The organism is Stutzerimonas kunmingensis, assembly GCF_032106285.1.
GTDB lineage: Bacteria > Pseudomonadota > Gammaproteobacteria > Pseudomonadales > Pseudomonadaceae > Stutzerimonas > Stutzerimonas kunmingensis_B.
In genome coordinates this window covers 182681-204887 of the sequence record NZ_DAMCPO010000006.1, presented here as the reverse complement: position 1 = coordinate 204887, position 22207 = coordinate 182681, and the positions used below count along the sequence as shown (strand labels likewise).

The 22207-nt window shown below is 65.7% G+C and carries 20 protein-coding genes and 2 riboswitches; of the genes, 18 read left to right on the top strand and 2 right to left on the bottom strand.

All coding sequences use genetic code 11. The annotated features are described in order from the left end of the window. The 8 genes from RT582_RS07350 to atzF form a co-directional block, all read left to right on the top strand. Positions 1 to 504: TatD family hydrolase (locus RT582_RS07350; RefSeq protein ID WP_313477033.1), on the top strand; the 504-nt coding region annotated here is incomplete at its 5' end. A gap of 109 nt (positions 505 to 613) precedes the next feature. Next, positions 614 to 2083, top strand: coding sequence for a methyl-accepting chemotaxis protein (locus tag RT582_RS07345; protein ID WP_179484224.1), 1470 nt, complete (start codon positions 614 to 616; stop codon positions 2081 to 2083). 204 nt (positions 2084 to 2287) lie between these two features. Beyond that, a riboswitch (guanidine-I (ykkC/yxkD leader) is annotated at positions 2288 to 2387 on the top strand. Positions 2388 to 2557: 170 nt separating this feature from the next. Continuing rightward, positions 2558 to 3373, top strand: a complete 816-nt coding sequence (locus RT582_RS07340) for an ABC transporter permease (protein ID WP_179484225.1) — start codon at positions 2558 to 2560, stop codon at positions 3371 to 3373. Then, on the top strand, positions 3370 to 4254 hold the full coding sequence (locus RT582_RS07335; RefSeq protein ID WP_313477032.1) for an ABC transporter ATP-binding protein: 885 nt from the start codon (positions 3370 to 3372) through the stop codon (positions 4252 to 4254). Before RT582_RS07340 ends, RT582_RS07335 begins: the two co-directional genes overlap by 4 nt. Before the next feature lies 1 nt (position 4255). After that, positions 4256 to 4984: an urea amidolyase associated protein UAAP1 gene (locus tag RT582_RS07330; RefSeq protein ID WP_101275686.1), complete on the top strand. Its 729-nt coding sequence runs from the start codon at positions 4256 to 4258 to the stop codon at positions 4982 to 4984. Positions 4985 to 4997: 13 nt separating this feature from the next. Beyond that, positions 4998 to 5633, top strand: coding sequence for an urea amidolyase associated protein UAAP2 (locus RT582_RS07325; RefSeq protein ID WP_313477031.1), 636 nt, complete (start codon positions 4998 to 5000; stop codon positions 5631 to 5633). Positions 5634 to 5791: 158 nt separating this feature from the next. Beyond that, a complete protein-coding gene (gene uca, locus RT582_RS07320; RefSeq protein WP_313477030.1) occupies positions 5792 to 9496 on the top strand; it encodes an urea carboxylase in 3705 nt (1234 codons plus the stop codon). A gap of 587 nt (positions 9497 to 10083) precedes the next feature. After that, positions 10084 to 11886 carry an allophanate hydrolase gene (gene atzF, locus RT582_RS07315; RefSeq protein WP_313477029.1) on the top strand — a complete coding sequence of 601 codons (1803 nt, stop codon included), beginning with the start codon at positions 10084 to 10086 and terminating at the stop codon, positions 11884 to 11886. 31 nt (positions 11887 to 11917) lie between these two features. Here atzF and RT582_RS07310 read toward each other — a convergent pair whose 3' ends face one another. Beyond that, positions 11918 to 13159: a mechanosensitive ion channel family protein gene (locus RT582_RS07310; protein WP_313477028.1), complete on the bottom strand. Its 1242-nt coding sequence runs from the start codon at positions 13157 to 13159 to the stop codon at positions 11918 to 11920. A gap of 115 nt (positions 13160 to 13274) precedes the next feature. After that, positions 13275 to 13661, bottom strand: coding sequence for a hypothetical protein (locus RT582_RS07305; protein WP_146067141.1), 387 nt, complete (start codon positions 13659 to 13661; stop codon positions 13275 to 13277). A 27-nt stretch (positions 13662 to 13688) separates the two neighbouring features. After that, positions 13689 to 13791: riboswitch (guanidine-I (ykkC/yxkD leader) on the top strand. A gap of 49 nt (positions 13792 to 13840) precedes the next feature. Between RT582_RS07305 and RT582_RS07300 the strand changes: the two genes are divergently transcribed. The 10 genes from RT582_RS07300 to RT582_RS07255 are packed head-to-tail and all read left to right on the top strand — an operon-like array spanning position 13841 to position 22206. Then, a complete protein-coding gene (locus tag RT582_RS07300) occupies positions 13841 to 14842 on the top strand; it encodes an ABC transporter substrate-binding protein (protein WP_104097591.1) in 1002 nt (333 codons plus the stop codon). Between the two features lie 44 nt (positions 14843 to 14886). After that, positions 14887 to 15909: a fatty acid desaturase family protein gene (locus RT582_RS07295; RefSeq protein WP_104097590.1), complete on the top strand. Its 1023-nt coding sequence runs from the start codon at positions 14887 to 14889 to the stop codon at positions 15907 to 15909. A 1-nt stretch (position 15910) separates the two neighbouring features. Beyond that, positions 15911 to 16699, top strand: coding sequence for an SDR family NAD(P)-dependent oxidoreductase (locus tag RT582_RS07290; RefSeq protein ID WP_213575186.1), 789 nt, complete (start codon positions 15911 to 15913; stop codon positions 16697 to 16699). Beyond that, complete coding sequence (locus tag RT582_RS07285) at positions 16699 to 17454, top strand: SDR family NAD(P)-dependent oxidoreductase (protein WP_213575184.1); 756 nt, start codon at positions 16699 to 16701, stop codon at positions 17452 to 17454. Before RT582_RS07290 ends, RT582_RS07285 begins: the two co-directional genes overlap by 1 nt. Then, the gene (locus RT582_RS07280; protein WP_313477027.1) at positions 17451 to 18335 is read left to right on the top strand and encodes a DMT family transporter; all 885 of its coding nucleotides are present in this window, start codon (positions 17451 to 17453) and stop codon (positions 18333 to 18335) included. The genes RT582_RS07285 and RT582_RS07280 overlap by 4 nt, the downstream gene beginning before the upstream one ends. Next, positions 18332 to 19093 (top strand): creatininase, encoded by a 762-nt coding sequence (locus RT582_RS07275; RefSeq protein WP_313477026.1) that lies wholly within the window; start codon positions 18332 to 18334, stop codon positions 19091 to 19093. The genes RT582_RS07280 and RT582_RS07275 overlap by 4 nt, the downstream gene beginning before the upstream one ends. Continuing rightward, positions 19090 to 19746 (top strand): cysteine hydrolase family protein, encoded by a 657-nt coding sequence (locus RT582_RS07270; RefSeq protein ID WP_313477025.1) that lies wholly within the window; start codon positions 19090 to 19092, stop codon positions 19744 to 19746. The genes RT582_RS07275 and RT582_RS07270 overlap by 4 nt, the downstream gene beginning before the upstream one ends. After that, positions 19743 to 20525 (top strand): N-acyl homoserine lactonase family protein, encoded by a 783-nt coding sequence (locus RT582_RS07265; RefSeq protein ID WP_044314902.1) that lies wholly within the window; start codon positions 19743 to 19745, stop codon positions 20523 to 20525. The genes RT582_RS07270 and RT582_RS07265 overlap by 4 nt, the downstream gene beginning before the upstream one ends. Continuing rightward, on the top strand, positions 20522 to 21331 hold the full coding sequence (locus RT582_RS07260) for a hypothetical protein (protein WP_046619429.1): 810 nt from the start codon (positions 20522 to 20524) through the stop codon (positions 21329 to 21331). The genes RT582_RS07265 and RT582_RS07260 overlap by 4 nt, the downstream gene beginning before the upstream one ends. Beyond that, the gene (locus RT582_RS07255; protein ID WP_313477024.1) at positions 21328 to 22206 is read left to right on the top strand and encodes an ABC transporter permease; all 879 of its coding nucleotides are present in this window, start codon (positions 21328 to 21330) and stop codon (positions 22204 to 22206) included. The genes RT582_RS07260 and RT582_RS07255 overlap by 4 nt, the downstream gene beginning before the upstream one ends. Position 22207: the final 1 nt, after the last annotated feature.

Here is a 22207-nt window from a genome sequence, read left to right as displayed (position 1 = left end):
TTCAATCGCGATTTTTCACCGCGACCGCTACAGGAGCGCGCGCTGGAGGAACAGTTGCAACTCGCCGTCGAACTGCAGTTGCCGGTCTTTCTGCACGAACGCGACGCCAGTGACCGGTTGCTGGCGATTCTGCGACCGTTTCGGGACCACCTCCCTGCGGCGGTGGTGCACTGTTTCACCGGTGAAAAACAGGCGCTGTACGGCTATCTCGACCTGGACCTGCATGTCGGCATCACCGGCTGGATATGCGACGAACGCCGCGGTACCCATCTGCATCCCCTGGTGAAGGACATCCCTACAGGTCGTCTGATGCTCGAGAGCGACGCGCCGTATCTGCTGCCACGCACCCTGCGACCGAAGCCTAAGAGCGGCCAGAACGAACCGGCCTACCTTACGGAAGTACTGCGCGAAGTCGCGCTCCATCGCGGCGAGAGCGAAGCGTCGCTGGCGGCGCACACCACGCGCTGTGCACGCGCGTTCTTCGGCCTGCCGGACCTCGACTGAGTCACAGAAATTTCTCAAGCTCTGCCTTATGCGGCCGTTAAATGTTCAGCCGCAGTGCAAGCAAGCGTTCCGCTACGCGCGCGCAACCTCCTATAGAAGAAGAGCAGTCATGGCCGTTTGGATTCGCGATCTGTCGCTCAAGTACAAGTTCTGGGCACTGAACATGGTGACCTTCGTCATCGCGTTGCTGCTGGTGCTTTACGCCGTACAACTGGAGCAAAGCGCCCGTAGCGCCGACGCCGTCGCTGCAGCGCAGGCGCGTGCGTCGCTGCTGGCCAGCTGGCCGGCCAATGCTGCGCTGCCGCAGGGTGCGGACCTGATCGCGTTCCAGGCAGATCAGCGCGCCGCGGTCGAGGGTCAGGCTATCGCCGAAAGCGGCTGGACCACCCTCACCCACGACCGACTGTTCTCCAGCAATCCCGTGGTCGGCGCCCACCTGATCTCCGCGACGAATGGTCAGAAGCTGGCTGTACTGGCCCGCGCGCCCAGCGCTATTCAGGTACTGAGCCAGCACTTTTTCAGCTACGCCGTGGCGGTCGCCGTGCTGATGCTCGGCCTGCTCGGCGCTTCGCAACTGCTTATCCGCTTTCTGCTCAGCCACCTCAACACGCTCAAGGACGTCATGCTGCACGTGGAGCGCAGTGGCGACCTGCAGGCACGGGTTCCGCTGGACAGCCGTGACGAAGTCGGCCAGATGGCCAGCGCATTCAACGCCATGCAGGGCGGCTATCAACGCGTGGTCAGCACCGTCGCCCAGGCTGCCGCGCGTCTCGACGAGGGCGCCAGCCGGCTCGCCACGAGCATGAACGACGTGCACAAGGGCATGCGCGGTCAGCAGGGCGAAACCGACCAGGCAGCCACGGCCATCAACGAAATGAGCGCCACGGTGCACCAGATCGCCGAGCATGCACGCGAAACTCGCGATCAATCACAGAACGCCGACCGCCTTGCGGGCGATGGCCACCGGGTCGTCGGCCGTGTGGAGAAGTCCATCTCCAGCCTATCCCAGGGCGTGCAGCAGACCGGCGAGATGATCGAGCAGCTCGCCGCGGACAGCCAGAAGATCAACGGCGTGGTCAACGTGATCCACAGCATCGCCGAACAGACCAACCTGCTAGCGCTCAACGCGGCCATCGAAGCAGCCCGGGCCGGTGAACAGGGCCGCGGATTCGCCGTGGTTGCCGATGAGGTTCGCAACCTGGCCAAGCGTGTGCAGAGCTCCACCGATGAGATCACCCAGATGATCTCCGGCCTGCAGTCGATGACCCGCGACGCCGTGGAGTTCATGCAGGAAAGCTCGCTCAAGGCCGACGACTGCGTGCGTGAAGCCCATGACGCAGCGCAGGCGCTGGAGGCCATCGCCGATGCGGTCGCGCAGATGCGTGAAAGCAACACGCAGATCGCCGTGGCGGCCGAACAGCAAAGCCAGGTAGCCGAGGAGCTCAATCGCTCGGTCACCGGCATCCGCGACGTCACGGAACGCACCGTGGAGCAGACCGTAAGCTCGGCCAGCACCAGTGCCGAGCTGGCCGCGCTGTCCACCGATCTGAGCCGGGCCATCGGCCAGCTCAAGCTCTAGCTTTCTGCCAATGCGGCGTTGCGCTCGTGCAACGTCCTCCGCGCTCGAAAAGCATGCACTGCCTCGAGCGCAGCCCCAAAACAGGGCACTCCCCTAGCGCCGCTCTTCCCCACGACGCCTGCACCGCGCGATTTTTGTGCATTGGCATCGCTCTTGCTTTGCATACTTTGCGAAGAAAAGCTGCTGCACCTGCGAAAACAATTTGAAATAGCTGACTAGGGTTCCGACTCGTTGACGCGAGTGGCTGGTCCGAGAGTTGGCGACCTCCAGCGAGGTTACACGGCGGGATAAAAGCCCGGGAGACAGCGTGATTGCACGCAGCTCCTGCGCTATTCCCAACACTGGAGGGTTTGCCATGTGCCCGCTCGAAACGGCTTTGCCGTTCTCCGCTCTGCCTTGCGCCAGGGCGTCTGCCGCACCCGAACTTCACAGTATTCCACCTGTTGCCGCGGCCGTTGCACGGGGTATCTGCCCATGCGTCTGATCAACCGCACTCCCGGACGTAGCGGCTGGTTGGCACTGGCGATTCTGCCCTTCGCCATGCTGCTGGCGCTGTACCTGACCAGCTCGGCCCAGCGCCTGGAACTGAACCCCAACGACAAGTTGCTGCCCAGCTTCGGCCAGATGAGCGCAGCCGTCGAACGCCTCGCCTTCACCCCCGACAAGCGCTCCGGCGACTTCCTGTTCTGGCAGGACACCGCCTCCAGCCTCAAGCGCCTCGGCACCGGTCTTGCCATCGCGGCAGTGGCCGGCCTGTGCCTGGGTATCGTTGCCGGCACTCTGCCGCTGTTCAGCGCGCCGCTCTCGCCGTTGCTCACGGTGCTGTCGATGGTGCCACCGCTGGCGATCCTGCCGATCCTGTTCATCGTCTTCGGCCTGGGCGAACTGTCCAAAGTGATGCTGATCGTCATCGGTATCACGCCGATCCTGGCTCGTGACCTTGAACACCGAGCACGAGAAATCCCCCGCGAGCTGCTGATCAAGGCGCAAACCTTGGGCGCCAACACCTGGACCCTGATCCTGCGCCTGGTCCTGCCGCAGCTGATGCCGCGCCTGCTGATCAGCCTGCGCCTGGTGCTCGGTTCGGCCTGGCTGTTCCTCATCGCCGCCGAAGCCATCGCCTCCACCGATGGACTGGGCTACCGCATCTTCCTCGTGCGTCGCTACATGGCGATGGACGTGATCCTGCCCTATGTCGCCTGGATCACCCTACTGGCCTGGGCCATGGACTACCTGCTGCGGCGCCTGACCCAGCTGCTGTTCCCCTGGTATGAAGGAGCCAAGGCATGAGCGAGAACAACGCCAAGGCACCCGTTGCCGCACAGTCGAGCCAATGCACAACGCAACCAGGGACTCGCGCAGGCGGCGACCCCAGCTCCTTCATTCAGGTGAAGAACGTCTGGCAGCAGTACGGCGATCAGGTCGTGCTGGAGCGCCTGAACCTGAACATCGCCGAAGGCGAGTTCTGCACGCTGGTCGGTGCCTCCGGTTGCGGCAAATCCACCTTTTTGCGGCTGCTGCTCGGCCAGGAAGCGCCCAGCCGCGGCGAGATCCTGCTTGATGGCCAGCCGCTGGCCAACGAACCGGATGCCAGCCGCGGCGTGGTCTTTCAGCGCTACTCGGTATTTCCACACCTGACCGTACTGGACAACGTCGCCCTCGGCCTGGAACTGCCACGCGCCCCGCTACTGGGCCGTCTGCTTGGTCACCGCAAGCGCGATGCCCGCGAGCAGGCTGCGCAGATGCTGCACAAGGTCGGCCTCGGCCATGCGCTGGACAAGTACCCGGCGCAACTGTCCGGCGGCATGCAGCAGCGCCTAGCCATCGCCCAGGCGCTGATCATGAAGCCCCGCGTGCTGCTGCTCGACGAGCCCTTCGGCGCACTCGACCCGGGCATCCGCAAGGACATGCATGAGCTGCTGCTGGAGCTGTGGCGAGAAACCCGGCTGACGGTGTTCATGGTCACCCACGACCTGTCGGAAGGCTTCACCCTCGGCAGCCGCATCCTGGTCTTCGACAAGCCGCGCATCGATCCCCACGCCCCGGGTGCCTATGGCGCGCGGGTGACCTACGACATTCCCTTGCACGAGGGCCGCCACGCGCCCGGCGCGTCCACTGGCGTTCCGGTCGCCCTCAGCGAGAAATTCCGAACTGCCTATCAAGGAGCCTGACATGAGCGCTTCACTCGCGATCCGCCCCACGCTGTACGAGGAAACCGTTCCCGGTGGCGGCCACACCTCCTTCGTCCTCAAGCGTGGCCAGCTGCTGCGCCTGACCGATCTGGAAGGCGGCGCCAACGTCAGCTTGATGCTGCTCAACGCCCAGGAGAAGAGCGAGCGGCTGAACCTGCCCGACACCCTCAAGTGCCAGCACACCGCCAAGCTCACCGCCGGTCATTGCCTCTACTCGGACATGGGCCGCGTACTCGCTGCCATCACCGCCGACACCTGCGGCTGGCACGACAGCTTTGGCGGCGTGCTGAACGCCGATGAAGTCGCCGAGAAGTACGGCCAGGGCCGCTATCAGGAACTGCGCAACGGCTTCTTCCGCAACGGCACCGACAACCTGCTGGTGGAGATGGGCAAGTGGAACCTCAACCTGCAGGACCTGCTCATGGTGCTCAATCTGTTCAGCCGGGTGGACGTCACCGCCGACGGCACCTTTGCCTTCCACAGCGGCAATTCCAAAGCGGGCGACTACATCGAGCTGTACGCGCCAATGGACACCCTGGTGATCCTCACCGCCTTGCAGCATCCGCTGGACCCCAATCCGCTGTACGCACCCAAACCGGTGCAGCTGAGCTGGCACAAGGTCCAGAGCGATGGCATCAGCGTGCTCTGCCGCACTTCGCGTCCGGAGAACGGCCGCGGCTTCCACAACACCGAGCGACTCTACATCTGAGGAGGTTGCCGACATGACCATCGTAGAAAGCAGCCTGTACCCCGAAACCGCCAGCTTCCGCCACCTGATCCCGGCCGGCGAGCCGTACCTGTTCGAAGTGAAGGCCGGACAGAAGCTGCGCTTGCTGGATGTCGAGGGCAATCAAGCCATCGACACGTTGTTCTTCAGCGCGAAGAATCCGCGCGAACGCTTCGACCCGCAGCGCACCCTGCGCCGGCAGAACAGGGTCTATCTCACCGCCGGCACGGTGTTGTATTCCAACCTCGGCAACCCCTTGCTGACCATCGTCGCTGACACCTGCGGTCGCCACGACACCCTCGGCGGCGCCTGCGCCCAGGAGAGCAACGTGGTGCGCTACGCCCTGGACAAGCGCTACATGCACAGCTGTCGCGACAATTTTCTGCGCGCCGGCCTGCACGACGGCCGTCTGGAGAAGCGCGACATCGGCGCCAACATCAACTTTTTCATGAACGTTCCGGTGACGCCCGAGGGCGGCCTGACCTTCGAGGACGGCCTTTCCGCACCGGGCAAGTACGTGGAGCTCAAGGCCGATCAGGACGTGATCGTGCTGATCTCCAACTGCCCGCAACTGAACAACCCCTGCAACGGCTGGAACCCGACGCCCGCCGAGGTGCTGGTGTGGGACTGATGGCGCTGTTACGACGCCACCTGCTGCCGCTGCTGCAGGCGCGCGCCGGGCAGCGGCCCGAGCTGCCGACAGCGAAGCAACCCTCCCCAACCACGGACGGCCGTGGCGCAGATGAATAAAGGCGGGACGGCCCGCCAGCCCTTCGAGGGTTACTGAACATGTTCGACAAACTTCTGATCGCCAACCGCGGCGCCATTGCCTGCCGCATCCTGCGTACGCTGCGCGCCCTGGATGTGAAAGGCGTGGCCGTCTACTCCGAGGCCGACGCCGCCAGCCTGCATATCCAGCAGGCCGACGAGGCCCACAGCCTGGGCGAAGGCCCGGCAGCGCAGACCTATCTGGTGGTGGAGAAGATTCTCCGCATCGCCCGGGAAACCGGCGCGAAAGCCATTCACCCCGGCTACGGCTTTCTCTCCGAGAACGCCGCCTTTGCCGAAGCCTGTGAAGCTGCCGGCATCGCCTTTGTCGGCCCGACGCCAGAACAGCTGCGAGTGTTTGGCCTCAAGCACACCGCCCGCGCCCTGGCCAAACAACGCGGCGTACCGATGCTGGAGGGCACTGAGCTGCTCGACAGCCTTTCCGATGCCCTCGGCGCAGCCGAGCAGGTTGGCTATCCGGTGATGCTAAAAAGCACCGCCGGCGGCGGCGGTATCGGCATGCGCGTGTGCCGCTCGGCGGCGGAACTCGCCGAGGCCTTCGACGCGGTCAAGCGCCTGGGGCAGAACAACTTCAGCGATTCGGGCGTCTTCATCGAGAAATACATCGAGCGCGCCCGCCATCTGGAAGTGCAGGTGTTCGGCGATGGTGCCGGCGACGTCATCGCCCTCGGCGTGCGCGACTGCTCGGTGCAGCGACGCAACCAGAAGGTGCTGGAGGAAACTCCGGCACCGAACCTGCCGGCCGGCATGGCCGAGGCACTGTGCGAAGCGGCTATCACGCTGGCCAAGGCCGTTGACTACCGCAGCGCCGGCACCGTCGAGTTCGTCTACGACGCCGAGACCCAGCGCTTCTACTTCCTCGAGGTGAACACCCGCCTGCAGGTCGAGCACGGCGTCACCGAGCAGGTCTGGGGCGTCGATCTGGTGCGCTGGATGATCAAGCTGGCCGCCGGCGACCTGCCGCCGCTGGCGGAGCTGTACAAGACGCTGAAGCCCAGCGGGCATTCGATCCAGGCGCGCGTCTATGCCGAAGATCCGGGCCGGGATTTCCAGCCGAGTCCCGGTTTGCTCACCGCCGCGAGTTTCCCGGCAGCCGACGGCAAGGCCCTGCGCGTCGATACCTGGGTCGAGGCTGGCTGCGAGATCCCGCCGTATTTCGACCCGATGATCGCCAAGGTCATCACCTGGGCGCCGAGCCGCGAGGAGGCTCGCCAAGCGCTTGACGAGGCGCTCGGCGACACCCTGCTCTACGGCGTGGAAACCAACCGCGATTACTTGCGCCAGATCCTTGCCTTCACCCCGTTCGCCAGCGGCAACGCCTGGACCCGCTGTCTCGAAGGTCTCAGCTACAAGGCCGATACCTTCGAGGTCATCAGCGCCGGCACCCAGACCACCGTGCAGGACTTCCCCGGCCGCCTGGGATACTGGGCGGTAGGCGTGCCGCCGTCCGGCCCGATGGACAGCCGCGCCCTGCGTCTGGGCAATGCCCTGCTCGGCAACGCCGAAGACGCCGCCGGGCTGGAAATCACCATGAGCGGGCCGATCCTGCGCTTCAACACCGATTCGGTGGTGGCGGTGACCGGCGCGGAAATACCGTTGAAGCTGGATGACGTGCCGCAGCCGATGAGCACTGCGCTATTCATCCCGGCCGGCAGCACCCTGACGATCGGCACCATTGCCGGCGCCGGTGCGCGGTCGTATCTGTGCGTGCGCGGCGGTCTGCAGGTGCCGGAGTATCTGGGCAGCAGGAGCACCTTTACCCTCGGCCAGTTCGGCGGCCACGGCGGCCGCGCCCTGCGTGCCGGCGACGTGCTGCATCTGGCACCGCTGACCGACTCGTCTGCCGGCGCCACGCTGGCCGCCGAGCTGCGCAGCGCCCTGCCGGCGGTGCGCGAAATTCGCGTGATCTACGGCCCCCACGGTGCGCCGGAATACTTCACCGAAGGCTATATCGAGCGCTTCTTCGCCACCGACTGGGAAGTGCACTTCAACTCCAGCCGCACCGGCGTGCGCCTGATCGGGCCCAAGCCCGAATGGGTGCGCGAAAGCGGTGGCGAAGCCGGGCTGCACCCATCGAACATCCACGACAACCCCTACGCCATCGGCGCGGTCGATTTCACCGGCGACATGCCGGTGATCCTCGGCCCGGACGGCCCGAGCCTGGGGGGGTTTGTCTGTCCGGTGACCATTATCGAGGCGGACCTGTGGCAGCTCGGGCAGCTTAAGGCAGGGGATAAAGTGCGCTTTGTCCCGATGGATATCGCCACAGCGCGGGAGCTGGCAAGAGCCCAGCGCGAAGAGTGCGCGCTTGTCTCCCCTTTCCCTCCGGGAGAGGGGCCGGGGCGGCCCGCGATCGGGGTGAGGGCTGTTTCAACCGACAGCAAAAGCCCCTCACCCCAGCCCTCTCCTGGGGGGAGAGGGGGCATTTACGCACAGTCTGCGGAATATGCGCTCACCTCCCCCATCGTCCTCGACCTCGGCCAGGACGCCACCCGTCTGGTCGCCCGACTCTCCGGCGACACCCATCTGCTGCTAGAAATCGGCGCACCGGAACTGGACCTGGTGCTGCGCTTCCGCGGCCATGCGCTGATGCAGGCGCTGGAAGCCAAGGGACTCGACGGCGTCATCGACCTCACGCCCGGCATCCGTTCGCTGCAGGTCCACTACCAGCCGGAAACCCTGCCGCTGACCGTGCTGCTGGAGACCGTCGCCGGGCTGTGGGACGCAGTGTGCGCCGCGCAGGATCTCAAAGTCCCCTCGCGCATCGTCCACCTGCCGCTGTCCTGGGACGACCCGGCTTGCCAGCTAGCGATCGAGAAGTACATGACCACGGTGCGCAAGGACGCGCCCTGGTGCCCGAGCAACCTGGAATTCATCCGCCGCATCAACGACCTGCCGGACCTCGAAGAGGTGTACCGCACGGTATTCGAGGCCAGCTATCTGGTGATGGGCCTGGGTGACGTATACCTCGGTGCACCGGTGGCCACTCCGCTGGACCCGCGCCACCGTCTGGTCACCACCAAGTACAACCCGGCGCGCACCTGGACCGCCGAGAACTCGGTGGGCATTGGCGGCGCCTACATGTGCGTCTACGGCATGGAAGGCCCGGGCGGTTACCAGTTCGTCGGTCGCACTCTGCAGATGTGGAACCGCTACCGCGCGCTCGAGGCGTTCGGCGGCCAGCCCTGGCTGCTGCGTTTTTTCGACCAGATCCGTTTCTACCCGGTCAGCGCCGAGGAGCTCCTGAAGATTCGCCGCGATTTTCCGCTGGGCCGCTACCCGCTGAAGATCGAGGAGACCGAGCTGTGCCTCTCCGACTACCAGGATTTCTTGGTCAAGGAAGCCGAAGGCATCGAGGCCTTCCGCAGCCAGCAGCGCGCTGCCTTCGACGCCGAGCGCCAGCGCTGGATCGAATCGGGGCTGGCGCATTTCGAGAGCGAGGAAGTAGCGGCCGATCTCGGTGAAGACACCCCGCTTGGCGCCGGTGAGCACGGCATCGAAAGCCATATCGCCGGCAATCTCTGGCAGGTGTCGGTGGCCGAGGGCGCGCGCGTGGCTGCCGGCGACGTGCTGGTGATCCTTGAGAGCATGAAGATGGAAATTCCGCTCATCGCTCCGGTCGCCGGGGTAGTGAAGGACATCCGTGTGCAACCCGGCTCTCCGGTGCGCGCCGGCCAACGGGTGGTGGTGATCGAGGAGGTTTGAGAGCTGTGGTCTTTGCCGACCATTCCCCCCTCACCCTAGCCCTCTCCCTCAAGGAGAGGGGACCGGTTCGGCGCGGGCTCGCGGGTCTGGACATCGACGCAGCTCGCGCATTGCCATGAGCCGCGGACCGAAATCCCTGCGCCTGACACGAAAGCAACGCCAGACCACAAGAGCATCGGCGACACCGAACCAACCCTCGCACCTTTGGGGAGACGGCCGGAATGAGGGGAACAGACCCAACCAAATCCCTCGCCACGACACACACCACAGGCGCCGGACTAACAGCACCAGAGCAACGCCAGACCACAAGGCCACCAGCAACACCGAGCCAACCTTCGCACCTTTGGGGAGACGGCCGGGATGAGGGGAACAGACCCAACCAAATCCCTCGTGAACGAGCCACGACACACACCACAGGCGCCGGACTAACAGCACTAAAGCAACGCCAGACCACAAGGCCACCAGCAACACCGAACCAACCCCCTCGCCCCTTTGGGGAGAGGGCTGGGGTGAGGGGAAAGGGCCGCCAGCCTGACCTGAATCCCGACCGCCCGAACAGACCAGGCCTGCCACAGAGGAAGCCAACCATGACGACCCATTTCGATCTTCGCCTCGACACGCTGCGCAATGCCTATGAAGCCGGCACCACGACCCCGCGCCAGCTGATCCTCGAACTGCACGCCAAGGCCGCAGAACTGAACGGCGAATTCAACGCCTTTATCCACCTGCTGAGCGTCGAAGAACTCGAGCCCTACCTGGCCGCACTGGAGAGCAAGACGCCCGCCGAGCTACCGCTCTACGGCATCCCGTTCGCGATAAAGGACAATATCGATCTGGCCGGCATTCCCACCACCGCCGCCTGCCCGGCCTTTGCCTATACACCGGAAACCAACGCCACCATCGTCGAGCAGCTGATCGCCCTCGGTGCCGTGCCGCTGGGTAAGACCAACCTCGACCAATTCGCCACCGGCCTCAACGGCACCCGCTCGCCCTACGGTGAGTGCCGCAACAGCGTGCACCCCGACTACCCCTCCGGTGGCTCCAGCGCCGGCTCGTCCCTGGCCGTGGCGCTGGGGCTGGCAAGCTTCGCCCTCGGCACCGACACCGCCGGTTCCGGCCGCGTGCCGGCCGCGCTGAACAACCTGGTGGGTCTCAAGGCCAGCAAAGGGCTGATCTCCACCGCTGGCGTTGTCCCCGCCTGCCGCACGCTGGATTGCGTGACCTTCTTCACCGCCAGTGCCGCCGAAGCCAGCCAGCTGCTGGCGCTCACCGCCAGGCTCGATCCGCACGACGAGTACAGCCGCGCCAACCCGCTGTGGAACGACGGCTCGGCCTTCGGCCGGGTGAAAGCCTTCCGCTTCGGCGTGCCGAAGAACCCGGAGTTTCTCGGCTGCCAGGAAAGCCCGGCGCTGTTCGCCGCCACCATCGAAAACCTGAAAGCCATTGGCGGCGAGCCGGTGGAAGTGGACTTCGCCCCCTTCCTCGAAGCTGCACGCCTGCTCTACGAAGGCCCCTGGGTCGCCGAACGCTATAGCGTGGCCGGCGCGCTGATCGAGCAGCAACCCGACGCCGTCCTGCCAGTGATAAAGGCGGTACTGGGAAAGGCACCGGGCACCACCGCCGTGCAACTGTTCGAAGCGCAATACCGCCTGCAGCAGCTGAAGGCCATCTGCGACCGGATCATGACCGAGGTCGATTGCGTACTGACGCCCGCGTACCCGCGCCCGGTGACGCTCGCCGAGCTTCACGCCGAACCGGTCAAGCGCAACTCGGACCTGGGCTACTACACCAACTTCATGAACATGCTGGACTATGCCGCGGTGGCGGTGCCTGCCGGCGTCATGGATAACGGCCTGCCCTGGGGCGTGACCATGTTCGGCCGGGTGTTCACCGACCAGTACCTGCTGAGCTTGGCCGATGCGCTGCAACGCCGAACCGACCTGGCCCTGGTGGGCAGCAATGCGATCACAACACCCGCCCTGCAGAATCCGGCGCGCAACGACCGGACGAGAGTGGTGGTCTGCGGCGCGCACCTCGATGGCCTGCCGCTGAACTGGCAACTTCGCCAGCGCGGCGGTCGGCTGCTGGAGGCAACCACCAGCAGCGCGGCGTACAAGCTCTACGCCCTGGCCGGCGGCCCGCTGTTACGCCCGGGGATGGTGCGCGTCGCCGAGGGTGGCGCGGCGATTGCCGTGGAAGTCTGGGACATCCCCAGCAGCGAGCTGGGCTCTTTCCTGACCGGCATCCCCGCGCCGCTGGGCCTGGGCAAAGTGGAGCTAGAAGACGGGCGCTGGGAAACCGGGTTTATCTGCGATGCTTACGGCCTTGACGGCGCCGAGGACATCACCCACTTCGGCGGCTGGAAGGCCTGGCTGGCCAGCCGCGACTGAAGCACTGCCACGCAGCTTTGTCCTCTGGTGATCACGACTGTTCGGGCGGATCGTCCAGAAGCCTAACGGTACTAGTGCCCGGGTCCGGTAATGCCACGGCTGCGTCGCGCAGAGCACGTATGACACGGATCCGCACCCGCGAGGCAGTCTGCATGAAGTCGGACCGCCTCGAGTCGCACCAGAAATTGAGCTGGAACGTCAGGCCATCAGCACGCAGTTCCAGCAATACAACGACGGGTGGCGGCGTATCGATCACCCCTTCGGTTTCCAGGGCCGCCGCATTCAGCAGTGCCATCACCTGAGCCACCTCGACCTCATATCCCAGGTGACACAACACCTTGGCACGGCGCACCGGAGCAGCTGTGTTGTTGGTCACCCGCGAGGTGAAGGTCTCGGCATTGGGCACCAGCACACGGCGACCATCGTAGGTGCGGATCTGGGTGGCACGCAGTTCGATACGTTCGACGGTGCCCTCGGTTTCGCCGATGACGATCTGATCGCCGAGTTTGAACGGCCGCAGCGTGAGGATCAGCAGGCCGCTGACGAAGTTGGAGAGAATGTCCTTCAGCGCAAAACCGAGGGCCAGACTGGTCAGGCCGAGGCCAGTCGCCAACGTGCTGGGTTCCAGTCCGAAAGCGGTGGCCGCGACGATCAGGCCCAGCAGCCAGACGGTGTAGTAGCTGACCTGCTTGATCAGGTTCTCGACCGTACGATCGCGCACCAACCGCTCGGAAATGATCCGCGTCAGCCCCCGCACGCCGGCCGCCAGGGCCCAGAACACGCCGATCACCAGAAGCGCCGCCAGTGCCCGCGGCACGATGCTGATGGCCGCTTCCAGCAACCGGGCGAAGGCGGTATCGACGCTCGCGCGTACGTCGGTCACGAAGCGCGCTCGCTCCGACGTCCGCCGTGTGCTGGCCTGCGCCAGCGCAGTTTCGAGAACCGACGCCCACTCGCGCGCCTGCGCCTCGAGCGCCCGGCCGTTTGCTTGGGCATCCTCCTCCGTGACCTGCATCAGGATGCGCCCAGCCATGGTGATCTGGCGCGCCTCGGCGTTTTCCCCGCCCGGCGCGATGCGCGCCCTGCTGATGCCCTGCGGGGTTTCCAACACCGTCAGCAATTGCCGCTCTATCTGCCGAGCCCGCAGGCGCGCCTCCAGCTCCTCGGTTCCGCCAAGACGAAACAGTGCGCGGCCGTCGAGCCGCACCGTCGCCAAGCCATCATCCACCTGCGCCATTGCCGGCAATGGCAAGGACAGCACGAGCAGCGCCATTAGCAGGGCCAGCGGCAAACGCATCAGTCGAGTCATGGGAAGAGATGTTGCGAGAAGAGCGCAGCCCTGTGCCGACCGATGTGCAATCTGCGACCCAGGGTGCGTCCGCGGTTTATCAGAAGACCAGTGCGAACAGGCCGATCACGACGATCAGGCCGATCAGAAAGATGATGCCAATGGTGCTACCTAGAAACTTCAGCATGTGATGGCTCCCGTTATTCGTGAGTTCATAGGTTCCGACTGGCAGGCACATCCATCGTTCAAGGTTTTCGCCGACCAGACATCTCGCGACTGTATCCCGATCGTCATTAAGACGCGCCGCAGCACCATTCGGGAGCGCCCTTTCAGAAATTGACCTGCATCCGAGCATGCCGCCGCTCGACGAAAAGCCTCGTGCCGCACCGCACGCGCCGTACCACGCGGGCTTGCCGAGCTTGCACGGCAACTGGCACGCAATCTGCTCTATCCCAAGTGAACGGGATGAGTCGCCACCGGCACTCATGACGCTTGGCACAAACACAGGAGCAGCTTCAAGGAGAACTAGGGTTCCGGCTCACAGGGAGTGGGCGCTGGTCCGAGAGTTCTCCGGTCCCAGGGACGGGACTACACGGAGGGATAAAAGCCCGGGAGACGCGATGTCATCCCGTGCCTTGTCATTCCAATGTGTAGGGAAATCACGCCATGTCCACACTGCGCTCGCTGAACAAGACCCTCCTCGCCGCCGGCCTGGCCGTCGCGACATTGTTTTCACCGCTGGCCAGCCAGGCCGCCGAGAAACTGAAGATCGGCACCGTGGTCTGGGCCGGCTACGGCCCCTTCTACGTCGCCGACAAGAAAGACCTGTTCAAGCCCCACGGTCTGGATGTAGACCTGCAGTTCTTCAACGACCCGGCGCTGATCCCCACCGCCATGCTCAGCCGCGCACTGGACGGCGGCATGCTCACCTACGACCAGGTGGTGGCCTCGGTCGCCAAGGGCTTGAAGCACCGGGTGGTCATGCCCATCGACTTCTCCAACGGCGGTGACGCCATCGTCGCCGACGCCTCGATCCAGACCGTTGCCGACTTCAAGGGCAAGAAGGTCGGCTTCAACCCGCTCTCACCATCGGACTTTCTGCTGGCCTATGCGCTGCAGCAGAACGGCATGAGCGACAAGGACATCAACGCCGTCAACATGACCCCGGAAGGCATTCCCGGCGCCATGGCCTCGGGCAACCTGCCGATTGGTGTGACCTATGAGCCCAATGTCTCGCAGATCCTTTCCATGGGCGGTGGCGACAAGTTCAAGGTGGTCTACTCGTCCAAGGACGCGCCAGGGCTGATCACCGACGTGCTGGTCTTCGATGAGGCGGTTATCGCCAAGAAGCCCGCTGCCATCAAGGCGGTGATCCAAGGCTATCTGGACGGCCTGGCCTACATGCAGGCGCACCCCGAGGAGTCGGCTGAGATCATCGGCGAGGTGCTCGGCGTCAGCGCCGAAGAAGCCGTGGAGCAGATGGCGGGCGCCTACAACATCCCGCTCGCAGAGATGGGCAAGAGCTTCACCCCAGGTGACGACACCCATTCCTTCCATGGCAGCGGCGCGATCATCGCCAAGCTGCTCAAGGACAACGGGCAGATCCCTGCCATTCCGGATTTCAGCAAGACCTACGACGCCCAGTTTACCGAAGCGCTCGCCCAGTAAGCCGACGCCGGGCGGGCCGTAGCCCGCCTGTGCTGGAGAACACCATGACTGCCAAACCTCTGTACCGCTACGCCGATGGCCGCGTCCCAAATACCTTGGCGATCCTCTATACCGTACTCGCCTACGGCGGCGGCCTGGCCCTGCTGTTCGCCGGCAGTGGCTGGCTGAACGCGCTGGGCACGTTGCTGCTGGCCCACGGCATGATCATCGCGGCCTACCTGATCCACGAATTCGCCCACGGCGCCATTTTCAGCGTGCCCAAGCACAACGAATGGGCCGGCAACGTCTGCAGCTGGCTGTGCGGCAGCTGCTACGCCGAGTTCCAGGACCTGCGCAAGAAGCACATGCGCCACCACGTCGACCGCGCCGACGTGATCACCTTCGACAGCAAGGCCTTTCTCAAGGCGCGCCCCTTGTGGTTCCAGAAGCTGGTACTGGCGCTGGAATGGGCCTATGTGCCGGCGGTGGAACTGATCATGCACTTCTACGTGATCGCCCTGCCCTTCATCACCGACAACGACAAGCACCGCGCCCGCCGTGGCAAGGTCGCTGCTGTGCTGGCCGTTCGCACACTGCTCTTCGCCGGGCTCGCGGTGCTGTCGCTGAAGGCCGTGCTGCTCTACGCCTTGGCCTGGATGATCATGCTCAGCGTGCTGCGTTTCGCCGATGCCTATCAGCACACCTACGAGGCCTTCGCCGTGCTGGAAGATGGCGGCAAGCTGCCGGAGAACAAGCGCCGCGACCGCAGCTACGAGCAGCAGAACACCTACAGCAACGTGGTATCGGAACGCTGGCCGGCGCTGAACCTGCTGCTGCTCAACTTTTCCTTCCACAACGCCCACCACGAGAAGCCGGTGGCGCCCTGGTATCGACTGCCCAAGCTGCACGCCGAGCTGTACGGCAGCACCTACAACCAGGTCATCCCGATGCGCAAGCTGCTCGGCAGCTTCCACCGCTATCGCGTGCGTCGCGTGCTGGACGATGACTACGGTGTGGTCAGCGAGGGGCCGCACAAGGCCGACAATTTCTACGGCGCCGTGGGCGTCTCCTTCCTGACGGCGGTGTGACATGCACAAGGCACTGGATTACCGCGGCCGCTGCGTGGTCATCACCGGCGCCGCCGGGGGCATCGGCCGTGGCCTGGCGCAGAGTTTCGCCGCCGTCGGCGCCACCCTGGAGCTGCTCGACCGTGACGCCGACGCCCTCGCCCGGCTTGCCGACGAACTCGCTGGCGACACGCCGTTGCGTTGCACCGCGCTGGACCTCGGTGATCGCCAGGCGGTGCAGCAGTACGCCGATGACCTCGCCTGCCGCGGCCTCAATGCCGATGTGCTGGTCAACAACGCCGGCGTCGAATACGCCACGCCGCTGGATGAGTGCAGCTTCGAGGCCGATCAGCGCTGGTCGACCCTGCTGGAGAACAACGTCGGCTCCATGCAGCGCCTGACCCGTGCGTTGCTGCCACGCCTGCGTGCCGGCGCCAGCGTGATCAACCAGGCCTCGATCTGGGGTCTGAAAGGCGTGCCGGGCTTTTCCGCCTATGTCGCCAGCAAGCACGCAGTGGTCGGCCTGACCCGCTCTCTGGCCTGGGAACTCGGGCCGCGGCGCATCCGGGTGAACGCGGTATGCCCCGGCTGGATCGCCACCGATGCGGCCATGCGCTCGCTGCAGGTGATGGCCGACGCCAACGGCCGCAGCGACAGCGCCGAACTGGCGACGATCCTCGCCAACCAGGCCATCCCGGAGCTGCTGACACCGGCCGATCTGGGCGGCACCTTCCTGTTTCTCGGCTCGCCACTGGCCGCCGCCCTGACCGGCCAGGCGCTGTCGGTCAGCCACGGCGAGGTGATGCACTGATGGCTGCCATCTTTACTGGCAAGACCGCCCTGGTCACCGGCGCGGCGACCGGTATCGGCCGCGCCACCGCGCTTGCACTGGCAGCCGAGGGCGCGCGGGTCTGGATCAACCATCGCGACCAGCATGATCTGGCGAACCAATTGGTCGAGCAGATCACCGCCAATGGCGGCGACGCCTGGGCCATCGAAGCGGATGTCAGCGACCCGGCCGCGGTCGCGGCGATGTTCGAGGCCATCGAGGCGCACGGGCCACTGGATCTGCTGGTCAACAACGCCGGGGTGATCCTGGAGAAGCCCTTTCTCGAGACCAGCGAAGCAGACTGGGCCATGGTGCTGGGCGTCGACCTCGCCGGCGTCTATCGCTGCTGCCGTCATGCACTGGCGCGGATGCAGCCGCGGCGCAGCGGCGCCATCGTCAATGTCGCCTCGGACCTCGGCTTTCTCGGCCGCGAGCAGTACACCGCCTACTGCACGGCTAAGGCCGGGGTGATCGGCCTGACCCGCTCGTTGGCGCGCGAATTCGCCGCCGATGGCATTCGCGTCAATGGCGTCGCACCCGGCCCCATCGCCACGGCGATGGTCAGCCCGGAGCACATGAGCGACGAGTGGATGGCCAAGGAACTGGCGATCCCCATGGCGCGCCTGGGTACGCCGGAGGAAGTCGCGGCGGCCATCGTCTTTCTGCTTTCGCCGCAGTCGAGCTACTTCACCGGACAGCTGCTCGGGCCCAATGGCGGCTCCTGGATGGGCGCATGAACAGCCTTATGCCACAGGGCATGCTGATCGGCGGCGCCATCATGTGGGGCTTGGGTTGGCTACCGCTGCAGTTCTTCGCTGCCCGCGGCCTGGCCGGCATGCCGCTGGTGCTGCTGACCTATTCGCTACTCAGCCTTCTGGCTGTGCCGGTGCTCTGGCAGCAGCGCCGGCGGTGGGCCAGCCAGTATCGCCAAGTGCTCACCATGGGCCTGTGCGGCGGCTGGGCCACCGCGGCACTGGTCACGGCGCTGGCTGACGGCAACGTGGTGCGGGTGATGCTGCTGTTCTACCTGGCACCGGTGTGGGCGATAGTCGGCGGCTGGCTGCTGCTAGGCGAACGCTTCAGCGGCACGCGGCTGTTCGCCCTCGGGCTGGCGATGCTCGGCATCGGCCTGACCCTCGGCATCACCGGCGAAGCCCTGGATGCGCCAGGCGCGAATGACTGGCTGGCGCTTTCCGCCGGCCTCGCCTTCAGCCTCAACAACCTCGCCACTCGCGCCGCTGACCAGGTGCCGCTGGCGAGCAAGGCGCTGGTCAGCTTCATCGGCAGTGCGCTGCTCGGCGGACTGTTCTGCCTACTGTTTCGTCAGTCGATACCACCGCTGGATCTGACCCTGACCTGGCAGATCAGCCTGCTCGCCCTCGGCTGGCTGGTCAGCATGGCCGCCGTGCAGTACGGCCTCACTCATCTTGAAGCCGGCCGTGCTGCAGTGCTGGTGGTGTTCGAACTGATCGCCGCGGTGTTGTCTTCGGCCTGGTTCGGCAGCCACACCATCGGCCCGAACGAATGGCTCGGCGCCGCGCTGATCACCACCGCCGCACTGATCGCCGGCTGGCCGGAACGTCCCCTTCCCATCGCGACAAGGAGCACCTGCGCATGACCGTGCACATGGATCAACTGAGCTGGGTCGAGTACGAACGCCGCGTGCGCGAAGGCGCCGTGGTCTTTTTGCCCTGCGGCGCCACCGAGCAGCATGGCCCGCACCTGCCGCTGGGCACCGACGCGCTACTGGCCAGCGCCATCAGCGCCGGCGTGGCGGCACGGGTCGGCGGGCTGGTGGCGCCGGCACTCTCCTACGGCTACAAGTCGCAACCGAAATGCGGCGGCGGCCAGCACTTCTGCGGCACCACCAGCCTGGATGGCGCGACCCTCAGTGCCCTGGTGCGCGACGCCGTGCGGGAGTTCCACCGCCACGGCGTGCGCCGCCTGGTGCTGGTGCTCGGCCATTACGAGAACCAGTGGTTCGTCGCCGAAGGCATCCAGCTGGCGCTGCGCGACCTCGGACCGGGCGCCGGGCTGGAAGTGATGCGCCTGGAACACTGGGACCTCTGCCGCGAGCAGACCCTGACCGATGTCTTCCCCGATGGATTCCCCGGTTTCGCCCTGGAGCATGCCGCGGTGATCGAGACCTCGCTGATGCTGCATTTCCATCCGCAGCTGGTGGCGCTGGAAAAGATTCCCGACGACGCCCCGGCCGACTTCCCGCCCTACGACATGTATCCCTCCCGTACCCAGTGGGTACCGCCTTCCGGCGTGCTGTCCTCGGCCAAGGGCTCCAGCGCGGCGAAAGGCCAGCGGCTGGCCGACGACATCGTCGAAGGCATCGCCGCCGCGGTGTGCAAGGAGTTCGCCCTGTGAGCCTGACGACGAACCTGCTGCACCCCCAGCGCACGGCGCTGCTGGTGATCGACATGCAGCGCGACTTCTGCGCGCTGGGCGGTTACGCCGATCAGGCCGGCATGGACGTCAGCCGCCTGCGCGCACCGATACCGGCGATCCAGGCACTACTGGATCGCGCACGCAGCCTGGGCATGCTGGTCGCGCACACCCGTGAAGGCCATCGTCCGGACCTTTCCGACCTGCCCGAGCCCAAACGCCGCCGTGCCGAAGCGACCGGCGCCCCCATCGGCAGCGCCGGCCCCCTCGGCCGCCTGCTGGTGCGCGGCGAATTCGGCCATGACCTGATCGACGAACTGCAACCACGCGCCGGCGAGCCGGTGATCGACAAGCCCGGCTACAGCGCCTTTGCGTACACCGATCTGGAGCTGATCTTGCGCCGTCGCATCGAGCAACTGATCCTGACCGGCGTCACCACCGAGGTCTGCGTCTCCTCGACGCTGCGCCAGGCTATCGATCTCGGCTTCGACTGCCTGACCGTCAGCGATGCCTGCGCCTCGTCCGACCCGCAACTGCATGCGGCTGCGCTGGCGATGATCGAGGTCGAAGGTGGGCTGTTCGGCAGCGTGACCGACAGCGCCAGCCTGCTCCGGCGCCTGGAGCGTACCGCATGACCGATGTGCTGAAGCTCTGGCCACTGCTGACCGCCACGCATCGCTATGACAAGTCGATTTCCACCCGAAATCGCGGCCAGGGCACGCTGATCGACGCGCCGATCCTCGCCTTCCTAATCGAAACCCGACAGGGACGGGTGTTGTTCGATGTCGGCTGCGACTACGCCAAGCTGAGCGATCCGCAGCTGCGTGCGCGCTGGTTCGATCCGGTGGAGTTTCCCATGGGGCCGCCCGAGATGACCGAGGAACAGCGTCTGCCCGCCCATCTGGACCGACACGGGCTGTCCCCCGCCGATATTGATCTCGTGTTCCTCAGCCATCTGCATTTCGATCACGCCGGCGGCCTGTGCGAGTTGTGCGGCTGCGATGTGCATGTGCATGAAGCGGAACTCGCCGCCGCCTGCGCCCAGGCGGACGACGCCTACTTCGCCGATGACTTTGCCGGCGAACATCGCTGGAAGCTGCAGCGCGACGAATACGAGCTGCTGCCCGGACTGCGCGCGATCAATACCCCCGGGCACACGGCCGGCCACATGTCGCTGCTTATCGAACTGCCGCACGGCAAGCCGGTGATTCTCGCCGGGGACGCTGCGGACCTGAGCGAGAACCTGGTCGACGAAGTCGCGCCCGGCCTCTGCTGGCAGGACCGCGAAGACCTGGCGTTGGCCAGCATCCGCACGCTCAAGGTCACCGCTGCCGAAACCGACGCCGCTATCTGGCCGAATCACGACATGGCCTTCTGGCGCACCCTCAAACGCTTTCCGGAGTACCACGCATGAAGAGCGTTCCCGATGCCTATCTTGGCGTGTGGCGCCGGCGCCTGCTGACCACCACGGCCGGCTTGCGTGACGAAACCAGCGAGGTGTACTGGCTGCAAACCGCCAGCCTGCACGCCGACCTGCGCCTGCCGCGGCCGCAAGCGCTGCCGCCAGCCGCCTCGCTAGAAACCTGCAGCCATGCCCAGCAGCTGGCCCTGAGCGAGCAGGCAGGCTTCGCCGGCGTCACCGAGGTCAACGGCGATATATGCCAGTGGCATCGGCTGATCGACTTCCAGCCGCCGGGCGGACCTGCGGATATCGGCCTGATGCACTTCGAGACCCCGGAGCGGCTGCTGGAAGACGGGCTGGACGGCAGCTATCACGAAATCTGGCAGCGCCTGCCGGAGTCGCAGGGGCGCAACTGGGGCATCTGGCTGCGCGCGGCGGAGCAGCCAGCCCGCCAGGCCTGTCTGCTGGTAGCGGGCGACTACTTCCTGTTCGCTGCCGAGCGGCCGATTCTGCTGCCGGCCAGCACAGGATATCTGCGTGACCAACTGGCTGCCGTCAGCCCCGCGCTGCGGCCACAGTTGCTGGCCTGCGAGCTGTCCTTCGGCCGCCACCGCAACGGCGCAACACCCTGGCAGATCACCCACTCGACGCTGCCCGGCCGCGTCGGCGACGCCCTGCTGTCGAGCTACTGGAACTTCGCCGACCCCACCAGCCTGCCGACTGCTGACCTCGCCGCGCTTGGTCGTTATCCGGCAGCTGGTGGCTGGCAACGCGTTGAACTCGATGTGCCCACCGTTTCACAGGAGGTTCCCGCATGACAGCGCAGATCAGCATCCCCTCCGCTGCCACCGCCGCGCAGCCGCGACACACGGCAACACCGGCCGCACCGGCCGAACAGGTGGTGCGCAAGAGCAGTTTCTGGCGCATTCGCGGCGAGATATCCCGGCGCAGCGCCTGGCTACTAACCGGCGCCGGGCTGAGCCTGCCCTTCGTCATCTGGTGGCTGTGGACGGCGCTCGGCCTCGCCGACCCAATGTTCATGCCCAGCCCCGGCGCGGTGCTCGAACGCATCGGCCGCTGGTGGACAAGCGAAGGGCTGCTGGGGGACATCGGCATCAGCGTCTGGCGGGTCATGGCGGGCTTCGGCGCCTCGGCGCTGATCGCCCTGCCGCTGGGGCTGTACATCGGCACCTACCGGCCGGTGCAGGCCTTTCTCGAACCGCTCACCGACTTCATCCGCTACATGCCCGCAGTGGCGTTCATTCCGCTGGTGATGCTCTGGGTCGGCATCGACGAAGGCTCCAAGGTGCTGATCATCTTCATCGGCACCTTTTTCCAGATGGTGCTGATGGTCGCCGAGGATGTGCGCCGCGTGCCCATGGCGCAGATCGAGGCGGCGCAGACCATGGGGGCCAACCGCAGCGAGATCGTCAAGCTGGTGATCCTGCCGTCGGCCAAACCGGCGCTGCTCGACACCCTGCGCATCACCTGCGGCTGGGCCTGGACATACCTGGTGGTGGCCGAACTGGTCGCGGCCAACTCCGGCCTCGGCTACGCCATCCTCAAGGCGCAGCGCTACATGCACACCGACAAGATCTTCGCCGGCATCCTGCTGATCGGCCTAATCGGCCTACTCACCGATCAGGCCTTCCGCTGGTTGCACCGCCGCGCCTTTCCCTGGATGAGGAAATGAC

What these genes read in the sequence shown, in the direction of transcription:
- RT582_RS07345 (WP_179484224.1), top strand. Translation starts at nt 614, where the DNA reads ATGGCCGTTTGGATTCGCGATCTGTCGCTCAAGTACAAGTTCTGGGCA.
- RT582_RS07340 (WP_179484225.1), top strand. Translation starts at nt 2,558, where the DNA reads ATGCGTCTGATCAACCGCACTCCCGGACGTAGCGGCTGGTTGGCACTG.
- RT582_RS07335 (WP_313477032.1), top strand. Translation starts at nt 3,370, where the DNA reads ATGAGCGAGAACAACGCCAAGGCACCCGTTGCCGCACAGTCGAGCCAA.
- RT582_RS07330 (WP_101275686.1), top strand. Translation starts at nt 4,256, where the DNA reads ATGAGCGCTTCACTCGCGATCCGCCCCACGCTGTACGAGGAAACCGTT.
- RT582_RS07325 (WP_313477031.1), top strand. Translation starts at nt 4,998, where the DNA reads ATGACCATCGTAGAAAGCAGCCTGTACCCCGAAACCGCCAGCTTCCGC.
- uca (WP_313477030.1), top strand. Translation starts at nt 5,792, where the DNA reads ATGTTCGACAAACTTCTGATCGCCAACCGCGGCGCCATTGCCTGCCGC.
- atzF (WP_313477029.1), top strand. Translation starts at nt 10,084, where the DNA reads ATGACGACCCATTTCGATCTTCGCCTCGACACGCTGCGCAATGCCTAT.
- RT582_RS07310 (WP_313477028.1), bottom strand. Translation starts at nt 13,159, where the DNA reads ATGGCGCTGCTCGTGCTGTCCTTGCCATTGCCGGCAATGGCGCAGGTG.
- RT582_RS07305 (WP_146067141.1), bottom strand. Translation starts at nt 13,661, where the DNA reads ATGAGTGCCGGTGGCGACTCATCCCGTTCACTTGGGATAGAGCAGATT.
- RT582_RS07300 (WP_104097591.1), top strand. Translation starts at nt 13,841, where the DNA reads ATGTCCACACTGCGCTCGCTGAACAAGACCCTCCTCGCCGCCGGCCTG.
- RT582_RS07295 (WP_104097590.1), top strand. Translation starts at nt 14,887, where the DNA reads ATGACTGCCAAACCTCTGTACCGCTACGCCGATGGCCGCGTCCCAAAT.
- RT582_RS07290 (WP_213575186.1), top strand. Translation starts at nt 15,911, where the DNA reads ATGCACAAGGCACTGGATTACCGCGGCCGCTGCGTGGTCATCACCGGC.
- RT582_RS07285 (WP_213575184.1), top strand. Translation starts at nt 16,699, where the DNA reads ATGGCTGCCATCTTTACTGGCAAGACCGCCCTGGTCACCGGCGCGGCG.
- RT582_RS07280 (WP_313477027.1), top strand. Translation starts at nt 17,451, where the DNA reads ATGAACAGCCTTATGCCACAGGGCATGCTGATCGGCGGCGCCATCATG.
- RT582_RS07275 (WP_313477026.1), top strand. Translation starts at nt 18,332, where the DNA reads ATGACCGTGCACATGGATCAACTGAGCTGGGTCGAGTACGAACGCCGC.
- RT582_RS07265 (WP_044314902.1), top strand. Translation starts at nt 19,743, where the DNA reads ATGACCGATGTGCTGAAGCTCTGGCCACTGCTGACCGCCACGCATCGC.
- RT582_RS07260 (WP_046619429.1), top strand. Translation starts at nt 20,522, where the DNA reads ATGAAGAGCGTTCCCGATGCCTATCTTGGCGTGTGGCGCCGGCGCCTG.
- RT582_RS07255 (WP_313477024.1), top strand. Translation starts at nt 21,328, where the DNA reads ATGACAGCGCAGATCAGCATCCCCTCCGCTGCCACCGCCGCGCAGCCG.